The organism is Mesorhizobium sp. P171375, assembly GCF_057786075.1.
In genome coordinates this window covers 1,221,318-1,237,257 of sequence record NZ_JBYNWF010000001.1, presented here as the reverse complement: position 1 = coordinate 1,237,257, position 15,940 = coordinate 1,221,318, and the positions used below count along the sequence as shown (strand labels likewise).

Annotated in this window: 13 protein-coding genes; 7 read left to right on the top strand and 6 right to left on the bottom strand. The window is 61.0% G+C overall.

Annotation, left to right across the window (positions count from 1 at the left end; translation table 11 throughout):
- The first annotated feature begins 6 nt into the window (after positions 1–6).
- The 6 genes from ACYHH6_RS06175 (at position 7) to ACYHH6_RS06150 (ending at position 5,330) form a co-directional block, all read left to right on the top strand.
- The gene (locus ACYHH6_RS06175) at positions 7–663 is read left to right on the top strand and encodes an amino acid ABC transporter permease (RefSeq protein WP_352582604.1); all 657 of its coding nucleotides are present in this window, start codon (positions 7–9) and stop codon (positions 661–663) included.
- Entirely contained in the window at positions 660–1,307 is a 648-nt protein-coding gene (locus ACYHH6_RS06170; protein ID WP_352582606.1) for an amino acid ABC transporter permease, read from the top strand. Before ACYHH6_RS06175 ends, ACYHH6_RS06170 begins: the two co-directional genes overlap by 4 nt.
- Positions 1,308–1,375: 68 nt before the next feature.
- Positions 1,376–2,464, top strand: coding sequence for an ABC transporter substrate-binding protein (locus ACYHH6_RS06165; RefSeq protein WP_435053190.1), 1,089 nt, complete (start codon positions 1,376–1,378; stop codon positions 2,462–2,464).
- A 177-nt stretch (positions 2,465–2,641) separates the two neighbouring features.
- Positions 2,642–3,679 (top strand): ABC transporter ATP-binding protein, encoded by a 1,038-nt coding sequence (locus tag ACYHH6_RS06160; protein ID WP_352582608.1) that lies wholly within the window; start codon positions 2,642–2,644, stop codon positions 3,677–3,679.
- Positions 3,676–4,530, top strand: a complete 855-nt coding sequence (locus ACYHH6_RS06155) for an ABC transporter permease (protein ID WP_352582610.1) — start codon at positions 3,676–3,678, stop codon at positions 4,528–4,530. Before ACYHH6_RS06160 ends, ACYHH6_RS06155 begins: the two co-directional genes overlap by 4 nt.
- On the top strand, positions 4,527–5,330 hold the full coding sequence (locus tag ACYHH6_RS06150; RefSeq protein ID WP_352582613.1) for an ABC transporter permease: 804 nt from the start codon (positions 4,527–4,529) through the stop codon (positions 5,328–5,330). The genes ACYHH6_RS06155 and ACYHH6_RS06150 overlap by 4 nt, the downstream gene beginning before the upstream one ends.
- Before the next feature lie 140 nt (positions 5,331–5,470).
- On the opposite strand, the gene ACYHH6_RS06145 is transcribed toward ACYHH6_RS06150, so the two are convergent.
- The 6 genes from ACYHH6_RS06145 to ACYHH6_RS06120 all read right to left on the bottom strand — a co-directional run bounded on the left by ACYHH6_RS06145 (position 5,471) and on the right by ACYHH6_RS06120 (position 11,050).
- Entirely contained in the window at positions 5,471–7,060 is a 1,590-nt protein-coding gene (locus ACYHH6_RS06145) for a tetratricopeptide repeat-containing sulfotransferase family protein (RefSeq protein ID WP_352582615.1), read from the bottom strand.
- A 100-nt stretch (positions 7,061–7,160) separates the two neighbouring features.
- On the bottom strand, positions 7,161–7,841 hold the full coding sequence (locus tag ACYHH6_RS06140; protein ID WP_352582617.1) for an outer membrane protein: 681 nt from the start codon (positions 7,839–7,841) through the stop codon (positions 7,161–7,163).
- A gap of 378 nt (positions 7,842–8,219) precedes the next feature.
- Positions 8,220–8,423: a hypothetical protein gene (locus ACYHH6_RS06135; RefSeq protein ID WP_488500408.1), complete on the bottom strand. Its 204-nt coding sequence runs from the start codon at positions 8,421–8,423 to the stop codon at positions 8,220–8,222.
- Positions 8,424–8,469: 46 nt separating this feature from the next.
- Entirely contained in the window at positions 8,470–8,628 is a 159-nt protein-coding gene (locus tag ACYHH6_RS06130; protein ID WP_112560041.1) for a DUF1127 domain-containing protein, read from the bottom strand.
- A gap of 129 nt (positions 8,629–8,757) precedes the next feature.
- Complete coding sequence (locus tag ACYHH6_RS06125) at positions 8,758–9,054, bottom strand: nickel-binding protein (RefSeq protein WP_112560016.1); 297 nt, start codon at positions 9,052–9,054, stop codon at positions 8,758–8,760.
- A 175-nt stretch (positions 9,055–9,229) separates the two neighbouring features.
- Complete coding sequence (locus tag ACYHH6_RS06120; protein ID WP_352582622.1) at positions 9,230–11,050, bottom strand: winged helix-turn-helix domain-containing protein; 1,821 nt, start codon at positions 11,048–11,050, stop codon at positions 9,230–9,232.
- 275 nt (positions 11,051–11,325) lie between these two features.
- Here ACYHH6_RS06120 and ACYHH6_RS06115 point away from each other — a divergent pair, with 275 nt between their 5' ends.
- On the top strand, positions 11,326–15,927 hold the full coding sequence (locus ACYHH6_RS06115; protein ID WP_352582624.1) for an nSTAND1 domain-containing NTPase: 4,602 nt from the start codon (positions 11,326–11,328) through the stop codon (positions 15,925–15,927).
- Positions 15,928–15,940: the final 13 nt, after the last annotated feature.

The following is a 15,940-nucleotide window of genomic DNA, read 5'->3' as shown; positions in this document are numbered from 1 at the left end:
GTTCCCGTGGCCTTTGCCTGGCTCCCCGGTGCTCTGGGCGACATCACGCGCGGTGCTCTCACGACGATCCTGCTGATCGTCGTGACCACGCTCGTGGGCACACTGCTCAGCATCCTGGGCGCCGCCGGCCGGCGCAACGGCGCGGCATTCCTGAAGCGGGCGATCGCGGTCTATGTCGAGGTGATGCGCAACACGCCGTTCCTGGTGCAGCTGTTCTTCATCTTCTTCGGCCTGCCCAGCCTCGGCATAAGGCTCGATCCGATCCTGGCCGCCATGCTGGCGATGACGCTCAACATGGCGGCCTACACGATTGAAATCGTCGGCGCCGGCCTCGATGCCGTGCCCGGCGGACAGACGGAAGCCGCCCTTTCGCTGGGCTTGAGGCCACACCAGGTGTTCATCAAGATCGTGCTGCCGCAGGCGCTGAAGGTGATCTACCCGGCCCTGACCAGCCAGGTCGTCATCATGATGCTGGAATCGGCCGTGGTGTCGCAGATCGCGGTGCGTGAACTGACCTATGAGGCCGACATGCTGCAAGCGCGCACCTTCCGTTCCTTCGAGACCTATTTCGTCGTGACGTTGGTCTATCTCTTGATGTCGATGGCCTTGCGCCGGCTGCTGGTCACAGGCGGGCGCCGCGTATTGGGAGCCGGCGTGTCATGATCGAATTCACCTTCTGGGATATCGTTCGCAACCTTTTGCTCGCCGCGCGCTGGACGGTGCTGTTGTCGCTGGCGGCCTTCGTCGGCGGGGCTTTGGTCGGCCTGATCATCCTGTTCTTCCGCATCGCAGAGAACAAATGGAGCCGGCGCATCGCTTCTGGCTACATCGCCTTGTTCCAGGGCACGCCGCTTTTGATGCAGCTGTTCCTGATGTTCTTCGGCCTGCCGATGCTCGGCCTGCGCATCGAGCCGTGGACGGCCGCGGTGCTCGGCCTGACCTTCTTCGCCAGCGCCTATCTGGCCGAGATCTGGCGCAGCGGCGTCGATGCCCTGCCGCGCGGACAGTGGGATGCCGGCGCCAGCCTTGGCCTGCACCGGCTGCAGGAGCTGAGGCTGATCATCCTGCCGCAGGCCTTCTCGATCACGAGGGCGCCGATCGTCGGCTTCCTGGTGCAATTGATCAAATCGACGGCGCTCACCTCGATCATCGGCTTCGAGGAGCTCGTCAGGACCTCCAACGCCATCAACAACGCCACCTTCGAACCGTTCAAGGTCTATGGGCTGGTGGCGCTGATCTTCTTCGTCATGTGCTTTCCACTGACGCAATACGCCCGTACGCTCGAACAACGAGCGGCGGCCCACTGACGCCCGGCGGCGACAGTGCGTGAAGGGAACCTGCCGGGACAGACCGGCATCAACTGAGGAGAAATCGGATGAACAGACTGATCGGAAAATCCCTGACACGGCGCGGCGTGCTTGGCGCGGGCCTGGCCACCGCTGGCGTGCTCGCCATGCCTTCGATCCTGCGGGCGCAGGACAAGTCGCTGAAGGTCGGGGTCTATGGCGGCTATTTCAAGAAATCCTTCGACGAGCACATCTTCCCCGACTTCACCAAGGCCACCGGCATTGCCGTGGAATCGGTCGCCGAGCCGACCGGCGAGGCCTGGCTGGTGCAGCTGGAACAGGCGGCCAAGGCCGGCCAGGCGCCGGCCGACCTTTCGATGATGTCGCAGACCTCGACGCTGAAGGGCCAGTCGACCGAATTGTGGACACCGCTCGATACGTCGAAGTTCAAGCACTATGGCGACCTGTTGCCGCGCTTCATCAACAAATACCCGGATGGCCGCGTCGCCGGCATCGGCGCCGTCGCCTGGTGGATCACGCTGGTCAGCAACACCGATGTCTACAAGGACGCGCCGACATCGTGGGCAGCCCTTTGGGACAAGGCCAACGAAGACAAGCTCGGCCTGCTGGCGCTCGCCTCCAACTCGTTCCTGCTCGAAGTGACGGCCAAGACCTTCATGGGCGGCACCAATGCGCTCGACACCGAGGAGGGGCTGAACAAGGCGTTCGAGAAGCTCGCCGAGGTCAAGCCGAACGTCCGCCTCTGGTATCGCGACGAGGCGCAGTTCGAGCAGGCGCTGAAGTCGGGCGAAATCCCGATGGGCCAGTATTATCACGACGTCACCGGGCTCGCGGTCGCCGACGGCTTCCATGTCCGCTCGACCTTCCCGAAGGAAGGCGGCATCCAGGATTCCGGCAATTGGGTGCTGTCGCGCGCCTCGACCAAGGTCGACGAGGCACATGTCTTCATCGACTATATGAGCCAGCCGTCGATGCAGGGCGTCATGTCGCGCAAGGTCGGCACCACGCCAACCTTGAAGAAAGAGGTGCTTGACCTCAAGCCGGAAGAGTTCGCCGCGGTATCGTCGGATATCGATCCGATCATCCCGCGCTACGACCTCTACACGTCGAAGGCCGACTGGATCAACCAGAAGTGGACCGAGCTGATCGTCGGCTGATCAGCCCGATCCTCTTTGAAAACTGACGGCCGCCGGATTTCTTCCGGCGGCCAGTTGGAGCAGTTCACCGTTTCATGGAAACGGCGACCTACTTCTTGTTTTTAAGCAATTCCGGACGGAAAACCGTTACACACTTTTCCCGGAATTGCTCCAGCGCACAGCCTGAGAGGGATGAGCATGTCCGGACTAGACATCAACAGCATCACCAAAAAATTCGGCAATTTCGCCGCCGTCGACAATGTCCAGCTCAACGTGCCGCACGGCACGTTCGTGTGCCTGCTCGGCCCGTCGGGCTGCGGCAAGACCACGCTGCTGCGCATGATTGCCGGGCTGGAGGAACCGACCAGCGGCGCCATCGTCCTCGACGGCGAGGACATCACGCCGCTGCCGACGCACAAGCGCAATCTCGGCATGGTGTTCCAGTCGCTGGCGCTGTTTCCGCATCTCTCCGTCGGCGACAACATCGCCTATGCGTTGCGCATTCGCGGCGCCTCGAAGGAGGAGCAGAAGAAGCGCGTCGACGAATTGCTGAGCTTGATCCACCTGACCGGCTTTGCCGACCGTCCGGTGGCCAAGCTGTCGGGCGGCCAGCGTCAGCGCGTGGCGATTGCCCGGGCACTCGCTTTGTCGCCAAAACTGTTCCTGCTTGACGAGCCGCTGTCGGCGCTCGACGCCAAATTGCGCGAGGCCATGCAGGTGGAATTGCGCCAGCTGCAGCAGCGGCTCGGCATCACTACCATCGTCGTCACCCACGACCAGCGCGAAGCCATGACCATGGCCGACCTCGTCGTCGTCATGGGCCATGGCAAGATCCTGCAGGCGGCGCCGCCGATCGAGATCTACCGCAAACCCGCCGATGCCTTCGTCGCCGACTTCATCGGCATCACCAATCTGCTGCCGGCCGAAGTCGACAGCACTGGGCGCACCACCATTTTGGGCACCGCCATTCCGGGCCTGGCCATGCCGGCGGGTCAGACAAAAGCGTCCGTCTCGGTCCGTCCCGAGGATGTGCATCTGGGCAGCCCCGGCGGCTCGGCCATCACCGGCGAAGTGAGTTTCGTGCGCGACCTCGGCGGCACCATCGAGACCTTCGTCGACGTTGGCGGCACCAGCATCATTGCGGTCACGACGCCGCGCGAGCGCCATGACGTGCCGGTCGGCGCCAAGGTCGGCGTCACCCTGCCGCCGGCAAGCTGCGTGGTGCTCGGCGCATGAGACGGGAAGCTCCGAGGTCGGTAGCCGACTACACACCGCTGTTCTTTCCGGCGCTGATGCTGATCGTCTTCTTCGTCGTGCCGTTCTCGACGATGATCGCGGTGAGCTTCTTCAAGCGAAATCCGGCCGGGTTCTACACGCCGGATTTCGTCTTCGACAATTACGCCCGCTTCCTGTCGGTGTTCTTCGGCGGCGTGCTCGGCTTCTCGCTGATGCTGGCGGTGCTGGTCGCGGTCTGCTGCGTCTGCATCGCTTTCCCCTTCACCTACCTGCTGACTCGGCGGCCGCGCCGCGTGCAGACGCTGTGGCTGGTCGGCCTCTTGTCCGTGCTGTCGCTGTCGGAAGTCATTATCGGCTTTGCCTGGTCGACGCTGTTTTCGCGCACCGCAGGCATTACCAACCTGTTCGTGGCGATCGGGCTGATGGACAAGCCGGTGGCGCTGCTGCCGACCTTCGGCGCGGTGCTGACCGGCATGGTCTACCAGGCGCTGCCCTACACGATCCTGGTGCTTTATCCTGCTTTGGTCCGCCTCGACCCGACACTGTTGGAGGCCGCGCGCACGCTCGGCGCCTCGCCGATCAAAGCCTTCTTCAACGTCGTCGCGCCGGCGCTGCGCAACACCATCGTAGCCACGCTGATCATGGTGTTCGTGTTTGCGCTCGGCTCGTATCTTTTGCCGCAAATCCTCGGGCGGCCGCAACACTGGACGCTGTCGGTGCTGATCACCGACCAGGCGATCTACCAGTCCAACATGCCGTTTGGCGCGGCAATGGCGGTGTTCCTGGTGCTGATCTCGCTGGCGCTGGTTGGACTGACCTTGCTCGTCGGACGCCGGGAGAACGCCCTATGACCGCGACCTTGCTGCGCCGTGTCTATTTCACCATCGTCGCCCTGTTCCTGGCGGCGCCACTGATCGTCGTCGCCGGCGTATCGGTGAATTCGCGGCAGGAGCTCAGCTTCCCGCCGGTCGGCTTCTCGCTCGGCTGGTACGCCCAGATCTTCACCGACCCGGAATGGCGGCTGGCGCTGATCCATTCGGTGACGCTGGCCGTCTGTTCGGCGGCGATTGCCGTTGCGGTCGCGCTGCCACTGGCCTGGTTCCTGTGGCGGCGCATCGCGCCATGGGCGAACATCTTTCAGGTGCTGGGGCTCGCCCCCTTCATCCTGCCGCCGGTCATCACCGCGCTCGGCTTCCTCTCCTTCTGGGCGACGGTCGGGTTGTTCGGCCAGTTCTTCACCGCCATCATCAGCCACGCCATCTTCTTCGTGACGCTGCCGCTGGTGACGCTGTCCCTGGGCTTTGCCTCGATCGACCGCTCGCTGGTCGAGGCCGCAGCGACCATGGGCGCCGACGACCGGACGGTGTTGAAAACCGTGGTTCTGCCGCTGATCCTGCCCTACCTCGTCTCGGGCTACGCCTTCGCCTTCGTGCTGTCGCTCAACGAATACATCGTCGCCTATATGACGATCGGCTTCACCACCGAGACGCTGCCGATCAAGATCTTCAACGCGCTGCGCTACGGCTACACGCCGACCATGGCCGCGGTGTCGGTGTTCTTCGTCGCGGTGGCGGCACTGGTGTTCGGCTCGATCGCCCGGTTCGGCGATATTCGCAGATTGCTCGGTGCTATGTCGTCGGACGGCAACTGAAGGCATGTAAGAGCGTGAATATCGGGGCTTTTACGGCCCCGATGCGCTAACCGCTCGTTTCCTTTGGCGAAGGCATGGCCAATTTAGCCTCGAGCGCCATGGCGTGAGCAGCCACTGCCTCGGACGTGTTCAACGCGATCTCAGACTTGGGCGAGCGGCCCCAGCGCGGCCCGCAACGGGTCAAGGGCATCGCCATATAGCTTCCAACGCTCGACAGAGGTTGAATAGATCGGCTGGCGCACCTGCCAGCGGCTCGGCGTTCGGACTGTGCGTTCAGTTTCGTGAAATTGCAGACAGGCGGCGTCCCACTCCACGCCGAGGAAAGCGATCAATCCGCGAGCCTGGGTTTCGAGATCAGCCACGGTTCGTTCGTATTGCATGTCATGGATAGCAATTGGCAGGACCTTTGCCCAATGATTCATCAGGCGATCATATTGCCGATAATACTGGCCAAGTTTGGCGAGGTCGGCATTGTAGCCATGCGCATCCGAAAAATTGTGCATGAAGCAGGATGTGCAATTGTCCATCGGGTCGCGCATGCAATGGACGACACGCGCGTTTGGCAAAACAAGGCTGATGAAAGTCAATAGTTCGAAATTATGCGGCATCTTGTCGATGACGCGTATCGCTTTGTCGTTGCGCTTCTTGAGATAGCCGAGATATTTCGAACCGAGGTCTTTGGATTTCTGCGGAGTGAGTGCCCCCATGGCCTTGGTGAAGATCGTAGGATCAAGCTGATCGAACCCAAGTTCTGCAGCCAACAGACGGATAATCGGCAGTTCGCCGGCGCCATAGATACCCCGATGGCTGGCGCATATCTGCTCGGTCAGCGTCGTTCCCGAACGTGGCATGCCAACGATGAAGACAGGTCGGTCGGACGGATTGCCAAATCCTTGACGAGCTTCAAAAAAACCAGCGTCGAAAGTGTGGATGAAGCTGTCGTAAAGCCTCGTGTGCAGGTCAATATCGAAGTCGTTGCCGGAAATGGCCTTTGCCTTGGTGAAATGGCGGATCGCAGGCAGATACTCGTGTTGGTCGTTAAGCATTTTTCCGGCGGCATGGTGGAGGATCACCCGATCACGATCGGTGGTCGTCGGCAGCTCGAGGCGGGCCTGCACCAACGCCAGGGCGGGATCGCCCTTCATCGCCCGTCGTGCGAGCGCCAGCCCGGCCAGTGCCTCGACATTCCGCTGGTCGAGGGCAATGGCACGCTCAAAATATCCAACTGCTTCGGCTTGTCTGCCCATATCCGTGAGAAGGTCGCCCATGCCGACAAGGGCAGTGAGCGACTGGCCGTCGACCTCGAGCGCCCTGCGATAGAAACCCTCGGCAATTTCGCCCGCAAGTTCGGTCCTATAGGACCGGCCAAGGTTGCACATAGCCTCGATCAGCCTGCCGTCGAGATCGATCGCTTTTCTCAGATGCTTGCGCGCCAGATCGACATTGCCGACAAGATTATAGACATTACCAAGATTATTTCGGAAAATAGCGTTGTTGGGATCGAGTTTGACTGCTCGTTTCATGTAGCTAATGGCCACATCGTTTCGATGCGCTTCGATTGCCAGCGTGCCCATCAGGTTAAGCGCCATGGCATTGTTGGGTTGCTGGCGGAGGACGGTCTGGTAGCAAAACTCTGCTTCGCGAAAGAGATTTCGCCGTTGAAAGTCGATACCGCGCTGTAAGGTCTCCAGAGCAGATTTCCCCGTGGTGGGGTGCGAGTTCTGGGCCATAGCTATGGTGCCACGGGTTGCTGGAGCAGCGACAACGGGATCGTTAACTCATGGTTGCCGGACAAGCCGACAACAGTCAGCCGGATCGAATTGCAACCAATCAGAATTTGAACGTCACGCCAAGCTGAAGGTTTTGGGAATTCAGCTTGCCGTTTGAAAAAACGGCGTCGCCTTCGCGACTGGAATCGAAGTCGACACTGGAGACAGCCTTGAACCGGTAGCCAAAGTCGATGTCGATATTCTGCGCCAGCGTGTAGTTGACGCCGGCTCCCAATTGACCGGCGAAGCCCCACCCGCCCGACCCGTAGCCATACGAGTGCCCGTCCCAATGGGTGTCGGCGGTTACATAGGCGGCGCCGAGGCCGCCGCCAGCGTAGACCGTGGCCTTCCCGAAATGAGCAACGTCGGCCCAGACGTTCGCAAGCAGATATGTAGCTGACAAATTGCCCGAGGCCGGGTACCCCGAAAAAGGACCCTCGGAATACGTGCTCGCCTTGTAGCGAGCATAGGACAGTTCACCTTCGACGCGAAATACGTCATTGAACCGTTTGCCGACGGCCGCGCCGACGATGAAGCCGGTCTTGAAGTCCATGGAGAAGTCATTGTTGTAGTACTCCGAGTGGGTCTTTACCTCACTGGGAAAGCTCGCGCCGCCGAACAGCGTGACATACCAAAGGTCCTGGGCAGCGGGGATTTCTACGGCCTCGGCAGCATGTGCAGCAGAGGTCCAGCCGAGCGCCAGAGCTAACGTCGACACGCTGGCCATCAGGTTCAGTTTCATGGACACGCCATCCCACACCGAAAATGCATCAGGAGACATCAGTCTCGGCCAATTGTCGAACTGTCAACCTTTGAACATGCAACCTGATTTTTCGGCCGAGATTAACAGTAGTTCCAGTTGCAATACTGCAACAACCGGATTGTGGCGTCATGATCGGCGCAAAGTTTGCGGCGGGCATGCTGCGGGCCAACGCACAGGCATGGCCAATACCGCGCCCGGCGCTAGTCAGCCGAGGCGATCGAGGTCCGACCAAAGCCACTCCACTGTTCAGGTAAGTCCGCGAACTGCAACGCGCCTCATGCCGTCCTAGATTCAGCTGTTCTTTCGGCCAAAAGCGAACACTTCAGGCTCGCGCCGAGCAGGTCATCAAGCGTTGCTTCAACCATAGCGAGACTTCAAAATGCGGCCGATCTGGACCATATTCAGAAGCACAAAGAAAACGTTCCAGCCGACGACGTTCATGAGCGGCGCCGGCTGGCTATAGAAATACACGGCAAGGCAGATTGCAGCCGCCGTGGTGAGAATCCTCAGCCGCAAAATGTCCAGCGTGAAGTAGGCGATCACATACAGGATGTTCGCCATGTTTATCAGAAGGTCCATGTCCCTGGTTCCAATGGATGCTGGGCACTCAGACGAGACGGTCCTTGAAGTGTTCCCGAACGGCAAAGGCGATCGCGCCGCGGCGAATGCCTATGTCCTTCAGGATGTGGTCGGGCAGTTCTTGCAAGGCCCTCTCGGCCCTGCGTGCTCTCAGCCCGATCGAAACGCGCTTCAGGTAGTGAAACATTGCTTTCTCCATTCGTGGGAATCGCAGCGCATGGAAGGCGGCATGCCGCCCCAAGCGCCGTGCTGTTAATGTCTGCTGGTTGAATGACGCTGCCTCGCTTTGTTCACGCGAGGCAGCGACTGGAGGTCGTCAGGCCGCCGCCGTCATCGGATCGTTGCGAAGGATGACCGTGTCGGCGACGGGATAGAATTCCTCACCGGGCATGCCGACGCGCTTGGCGTGATCCCGGATGGCCTCGCCGTCCTTGGCCTCGTAGATGCAGAAGGTGCCGATGCGCCCGTCGGGCTCGTGCACTACATAGCTGCGGATCCAGCTGACCGTGCCCGCCATCTGTTCCTTGGCGACCTTTGCCGATTTCGCGCCGGCGGCTTCGAGTTCCTGCAGGGATGCCCACGCGCTCGGGCGGCGGATAACAAACAGGTTCATGATCTTTCCCTTTCGATATCGCGCCAGCCTTTGGCCGACGCTGCTGATTGCCAGGCGTGTCTGCCTGGCTGGGGAAAAATTACCTTCGAGGGGGACTGATCGTCCTTATCGGGACCTGATCTCTGGCTGATCTTTCGCTGCCACCGCCGATAGCTCGATCAGGAGGCAGGCAGGATCAGAGGGTGAGTTCTTGCATGGAGCCATCGCCGGGCGGCTGGCTCTCGCGCGAAAAGCTGTGGCGAAGCGTTGCGGCTTCCTCTTCCAGGCGCCGTGATCCCAGGTGGCGGGCCGATCTCTCTGCCGCGGTGATCTCCACTTTCGCACCGCTGGCGTCGCCTGTACGCAACAAGGCGCTGGCGAGCTGCAGCCGAACCCTTGCCGCGTGATATTCGACGCCTGCGCTGGTCCAGAGCTGCCGGGCCAACAGCAGAAGCCGATTGCCGTTCGGGTCGTCTGGCTCGCAAAGTGCTGCCTTGGTTTCGGCTATCAAGGCCTGCGTTGCCGGTTGCCGCCAGCGTTCTGGCTGTGCATCGATTTCGTTGAGATAGATTGACGCCTGGGCTGAGCGCCCGCCGCGCGCCGCAATGCAGGCTGCGTTCACCAGCAGGTTTCCGCGCCGCTGCAGATGGAACCACGACATCCCTTGCAGAGCCCGGTCGAGCGCGGCAAGCGCCCCGTCCAGATCGCCTGTTTCGAACAAAAGCACGGCATTGCCCGGCTCCGCGTCCCAGCCCAGTGCATAAGCCTGGTCGTAGTCGGCGCGCGCCGATGTGAGGTCGCCGATCATGGCAAAGATATCGCCGCGAACGCGGAAGCCTTCACCGAGCGACCAGGATTCCTCCGCTGAGAGTTTGGGAAGCGCGTCGTTTATGCAGGTCAGGGCTTCAGGCAAGATCTGCTGCGCCGCGACCACTTCGGCACGATGAAGGTCACACGCGCCCGAGGTCTGCGCAAAACTTGCGGTGCACCAGCTTTCGAAGCCTTCGCTCCACTGGCGGGCACGGGGCCAATCGGCATATGTCCTGCAGCTCCAGAGGATATTGCAGTAAACCAGGCTACCGGTGATCGGGTCGACCTGGCTCGACAACGCGATCGCCGCCGCATGGTTTTGCTGCTCGCTGCCCTCCTCGATCTTGCCGAGGGCGAGATTGAAAAACCCCTTGTATGTCAAAGTCAGAGCCCGCAGGCCGGGATCGTCGCAATTTTCAGCTATCGCGTAAGCGGCTGATGCCAGCTGCAGCGCTTCCTCGGGACGGCCGCCCGAGGATGCAAGGCGCGACCTCATCCACAGCAGATATGCTTGCGTAGCATCGTCCGGCGACTGAGACAGAAGCGACGCAGCACGTTCCAGCCATCCCTCTGCAACGGCACCTGATCCGCGCTCGGCCTGGATCTTTGCGAGCGTGACAGCGGATCTGGCGGCGCGGGCCAAGTCGCCGGCCTCGACATGAGCCGCCACCGCGCGGGCCAGCACAGGGATCGCCTCGGTCGGTCGCCCACCACATTCGACGACCAGAGCCCAGAGATCGACATCAGCAGGAGAGAGATCTTCATTGTCCGCCAAATGCGCGAAAAGTTTTGCAGCCGCGCTCCAGTCGCGCAGGGCTGCCAGCCTGCGGGCCTCGGCAAGCATGTCGTCCCCTTGCAACGAGGCAGGCCGGACATACCCCAGTCCCGGTTCATCGATGGCGAAGCGATAGCCGTGGCGAACGTAGCTGTGTATCGCGTCCTGCAGGCCACCGGCTGCAAGCGCCTTTCGAGTGAGGCTGACCACGCGCTGAAGCGATGCTTCAGTCACGATAACATCCGGCCAAAGAGCGTCCATCAATTCGTCCTTGGGCACCACCCTGCCGGCGTTGCGCACCAGGTACACCAGCAAATCAAAGACAAGCGGCTGGATCTTCTGCCCAACGCCGCTTAGCGACAGCTTGCGGGCAGCTTCATCCAGTTCGAATTGTCCAAATGAGTGTTGCATCGCCTCATCCCGATGCGACAATCTACCTTATCAGCTTTGACTAGGGGAGAGGCTGGCCGAACGGTGGCAAGGCTTAGGTTGGGTCAGTAGCCAACCGCAGCTTTAGCGATAGCCCTCCATCCAAAATTGGACGGTCTGCTTTTTGTTTTCAATGGCTAAAGACGAGCGGCGGCGCGATGCGGTCGCGCCGCAGCAAGCGGGGCCGAGTTCCGCCGACACCGTCACTTGAAACAGTCAAGCGGTCTCTCTCCTCATCAGCCGCTATTTCCTCTAGGATGTTCTCGCAGGAGCTGACTATGACCGTGGATCGCGTTCAGCGGAGAATGGCTGCCATCCTTGCGGCCGATGTGGTGGGCTACAGCCGGCTGATAGGCAGGGATGAGGAAGGTACGCTTGCGGCCCTGAGGGACTATCGACAGATCATTGACCGGCTGATTGTGCACCATGAGGGACGGGTGTTCGGCAGCGCCGGAGACAGTGTCATCGCGGAGTTCGCAAGCCCCGTCGAGGCGCTGCGGTGTGCTACCGAAATCCAGTTGGAGATCGATAGACAGAACGCCGGCCTCCCCGAGCCAGACCGCCTGCGATTTCGCATTGGGATCAACCTTGGCGATGTCGTCGTAGAGGGTAACAACCTCATGGGCGAGGGCGTGAATGTCGCCGCGCGTCTGGAAGCGTTATCTCACCCAGGCGGGATATGTGTATCCGAAGCAATCTATACACAGGCTCGCGATCGGCTGTCGCTCGATTTCATTGATCTTGGCGATCACAAAGTGAAGAATATCGCCCGACCTGTGCACGTCTATCGCGTACCCCTCGCTTCGGAGGAAGAGGTCAGGTCGCCCTTTCGCGGTCTCGACGTCTTCGAATTTGAAAACACCGACCTCTTCTTCGGCAGAGCGCGGGCGATTGCCGCTTGCACCGAAAGGCTGGAGCAGCTGGCAGCCAACGGCAAAGCATTTTTGCTCATCTACGGGATGAGTGGCTCCGGCAAGTCTTCACTTCTGCGCGCCGGGCTGATGCCTTCAATCACCCGATCCGGCGCAGTGGTCGGCATCAGTTTGTGGCGCCGTTGCCTGATCCGCCCGTCCGAAGGGCCTGATGCTGTCGCCTCGTTGGCCGCGGGACTGCTTTGCGAAGCTGCTTTGCCCGAGTTGGCTCTCGAACTGACAGCGGCTGAACTCACTCAACTCTGTCGAAGTTCTCCCGATCGCGTGCTGACTCTGGTCCGCCATGCACTCGGCAGAGCAGCCGCCGCGGCTGGCTCGTCCCTCTCACAAATACGATTACTGATCGCCATTGATCAGACAGAGGAACTGTTCACGACGGAGAAGGAACCAGCGTCGCGCGAAGCGCTTTTGCGGCTCTTGGCGGCGTTCGCCGGCAGCGGACTGGTCTGGGTGATTGCGACGATCCGGTCGGATTTCTTTCACCGCTGCGGCGAAGTCCGAGGCTTCTCGGCGCTGAAGGATGGGCTTGGCAGCTATGAGCTCTTGCCGCCGACGGGCCCTGAGATCGCCCAGATCATTCGCGAGCCAGCTCGCGCTGCCGGGCTCCGCTTCGAGGAGCGCGCCGATCTCGGGCGGCTCGATGATGTGCTGCAGGACGCGGCAGCCGCCGATCCCGGATCGTTGCCGCTTCTCGAATTCGTTCTCGATGCGCTGTACGAGGTGGGTCGGGAGCGCCGGATCCTCACCTTTGCTGCATATCGTGCGCTTGGCGGCCTCGAAGGGGCGATCGCGCGCCGCGCCGATGAAGTCGTCGACGCGCTCCCGCCCGACATCCAGGAGGCATTGCCCGCGGTGCTACGCGCTCTCACCACGGTGCGTCCGGGTGATGAAACGGTTACGGCAAGTCCAGTCCTGCTCAGCAAAGTCGCGGGGACGCCGGCACGATTGACTCTCGTCGACGCGCTGATCGCCACCCGGCTCCTGGTCAGTGATGAGGACCCTGCGGGCCATGTCTTCGTCCGCGTGGCACATGAGGCGCTGCTCAGCCGTTGGCCGCGCGCCAGCGACATTGTCAACGCGAATAGGAGCTTCCTTGAGACGCGGGCTCGGCTTAAGGCTGACGCCCACCGATGGCACTCGGACAACGAGAACCGCGAGCTTCTGTTGCCGTCCGGCAAGCGGCTCGCCGAGGGTGAGGAATTGCTGCTGTCGAGACGTGAGGAGGTCGACGATCAAGTCGTTGAATACATCGAGGCGTCGTCGCGTGCCCAGAAGGAGAGAGAGGAGAAGGACCGGCAGGCAGAGCGGGCACTGATCGAGGCTGCTGAAGCGGCAAAACGCGAACGCTTGGAGCGCGAGGCCGACCGGCTCGCGGGAGAGGCCGAGCGTCGGGATCTCGCGGCGACCGCTGCGATACAGCTGGCGCGACGGACGCGCTATGCGGCCATTGTCGCGACGGTGTTGGCTCTCTTGGCTGGAGCAGGAGCATTCGTTGGGTTCAGAGGGCAGCAGGAAGCAATGCGGCAGGCGGCGCTGGCGCAAATGAGCGCGGACAAGGCCAGGTCGGCCGAGAGCAAGGCCCTTGAAGCGCGCGACCAAGCGCTCCGCAACCAGTCTCTTTCACTTGCGTTTCTTTCGCAACAAACCGCAGTGAGTGGTGATACCGAGGCCGCAATCTTGCTTGCGCTGGAAGCGTTGCCGACGGGTACATCTGCAGACAGACGCCCGTATCTCTTTGAAGCGGAGGCCGCACTTTACAAGGCTTTGCTAACGCACCGTCAGACGACGATCTTCCACCACGACGCCGGTGTAACACATGCAGCTTTCAATCGGGCCGGCGACCGCATTGTCACCTCATCCTACGACAAGACCGCACGCATTTGGGATGTCCCGAATGGTACCGAGACTGCAGTTCTGAAGGGCCACCAAGGCGCCGTGGAGAGAGCGGAGTTCAGCCCGGACGGAAGCCGCGTCATTACAGCTGCTAGAGACGGCACCGCGCGCATCTGGAACGCCATCTCAGGGGAGCAGCTTTTTGTACTTCAGCCGGTCGGGAATCTTCCTACTGCAATTTTCAGTCCGAACGGCACCCGGGTGCTGACAGCGGGTGCGAACAGCAATGCATCACTCTGGGACGCTCAAACCGGAAGGAAAGTTCTGAGTGTAGAGAGCCGTGGAGACCCCCTGGCGAGCTTTAGTCCCGATGGCCAGAGCTTCGCAACTGCAGACAACACCGTTCTTATCTGGAATGCGAATGATGGCAGGCTGAACCGGACGCTGCACGTCACCACTTGGATATACGGTGTCACATTCAGCCCGGACGGAAGCCGGATCCTGATAAGCTCTCGAGGCCCAATTTCAAGCCCTTACCCCCCGCGCCTTTGGGACGTGTCGAAAGGCATGGAAATTGCAACATTGGCCGGTCATAAGAGCGACACACAATTACAAGGCGTAGTGTTCAGTCACGACGGCCGTCGAATTGCGACGGCATCACTCGATGGTACCGCCCGACTCTGGGACGGAATCTCGGGCAGATTGCTAGGGGTGCTTGGCCAGGAATCCTCGGGGCTCCAACTAAGTTACATGGCCCCGGATGAGCGCGATCAGGAGATGAACAGCGTCTTCAGCCAAGACGATCGATTCCTGGCTACTGCTTCTATCGATAACGCGATTCGTATCTGGAACGTCGAGCGCGCGTCGCTGCTCACCACCATCATTGGCCACGATGCCTTGGTCGAGCACGTGGAATTCAGCCCAGTTGACAACAGCGTTCTTCTCACTGCATCGCACGATGGCACCGCTCGGCTCTGGGATATCGACGGGGTTCTGACGACTGCGCTCCACCACGAATATCCGCCGACCTTTGCGGTCTTCAGTCCCGACAATGTGCACCTTTTGACTGGAGGTGGGGATAGCGCAGCGGATCTGTGGGATGTTGTAACCGGACGTCAGATAGCCGAGCTTGACACACATGAAATTGTCCAAAGCGCAACGTTCAGCGCTGATGGAAGTCGATTGGCAACAGCGTCTCTGGGTGGCCGAGTTCTTGTTTGGGACGTCGCGAGCAAACGCGAGGTCACGCAGTTTAAATCCAATGACGGGCTACTTCACGTTCAGTTTAGTCCCGACGGAGACCTCTTGGAGGCGGATTCGATCCACGGTACCGCACAATTGTGGGATGCGGCGAGCGGCACCGAATTGGCCGTCGTGAAGACGAGCGCGAAATTGCCACAGGCCATTTTCAGCCCGGACGGGGCTCTCGTCCTTACCGCAACGGATGACAACGCTGCGCACCTTCTGAGGACGGACGGAACTGAGTTCAAGGTTCTAATCGGGCATCAGAACCGAATCACCGCGGCGGCATTCAGTCCAGACGGCCAACTGGCTGTCACGGGTTCGCTCGACCACACCGCGCGGATCTGGTCGATCAAGGACGGAAACAATGTCGCGACGCTGAAGGGTCACAGCGACGAGCTAACAGCCGTCGCGTTCAGCCAGGACGGTCAGTCTCTCCTAACTGCCTCACGCGATGGAACCGTCCGGATCTGGAGCGTTTCGGCAGGAACAGAAAAGGTCGTTCTCAGGGGTCACAGCGGCGCAGTAGACAGCGCGCAATTCAGTCCTAACGGTTTATATGTCGTGACGGCGTCGTCGCAGGATCGCACGGTCAGGCTCTGGGGGGCGCAGTCGGGGCGCGAGATCGCAGTGCTTGCCAGACGGGAGGAAAAGGCCAACCGACCGGCGCTGATGCGCGCGGCTTTCGGTTCCGATGGAACGAGGATCGCAATCGTGTCCGGAGAAGAGAGCGTCCGAATAATTCGCGTCTTCCACACCCCCCAAGACCTCATCGACCACGCCAAGCAGACTGTTCCACGCGAATTGACCGCTTGCGAGCGGCGACGTTTCTTCCTTCCTGAAAAAGGCGACGGCGGGAACTGTCCAAGCTGATATCGCTCCAAAG

Coding starts and splice junctions, on each gene's coding strand:
- ACYHH6_RS06115 (WP_352582624.1), top strand. CDS start 11,326: ATGACCGTGGATCGCGTTCAGCGGAGAATGGCTGCCATCCTTGCGGCC.
- ACYHH6_RS06135 (WP_488500408.1), bottom strand. CDS start 8,423: ATGGCGAACATCCTGTATGTGATCGCCTACTTCACGCTGGACATTTTG.
- ACYHH6_RS06125 (WP_112560016.1), bottom strand. CDS start 9,054: ATGAACCTGTTTGTTATCCGCCGCCCGAGCGCGTGGGCATCCCTGCAG.
- ACYHH6_RS06170 (WP_352582606.1), top strand. CDS start 660: ATGATCGAATTCACCTTCTGGGATATCGTTCGCAACCTTTTGCTCGCC.
- ACYHH6_RS06150 (WP_352582613.1), top strand. CDS start 4,527: ATGACCGCGACCTTGCTGCGCCGTGTCTATTTCACCATCGTCGCCCTG.
- ACYHH6_RS06165 (WP_435053190.1), top strand. CDS start 1,376: ATGAACAGACTGATCGGAAAATCCCTGACACGGCGCGGCGTGCTTGGC.
- ACYHH6_RS06130 (WP_112560041.1), bottom strand. CDS start 8,628: ATGTTTCACTACCTGAAGCGCGTTTCGATCGGGCTGAGAGCACGCAGG.
- ACYHH6_RS06155 (WP_352582610.1), top strand. CDS start 3,676: ATGAGACGGGAAGCTCCGAGGTCGGTAGCCGACTACACACCGCTGTTC.
- ACYHH6_RS06140 (WP_352582617.1), bottom strand. CDS start 7,841: ATGAAACTGAACCTGATGGCCAGCGTGTCGACGTTAGCTCTGGCGCTC.
- ACYHH6_RS06160 (WP_352582608.1), top strand. CDS start 2,642: ATGTCCGGACTAGACATCAACAGCATCACCAAAAAATTCGGCAATTTC.
- ACYHH6_RS06145 (WP_352582615.1), bottom strand. CDS start 7,060: ATGGCCCAGAACTCGCACCCCACCACGGGGAAATCTGCTCTGGAGACC.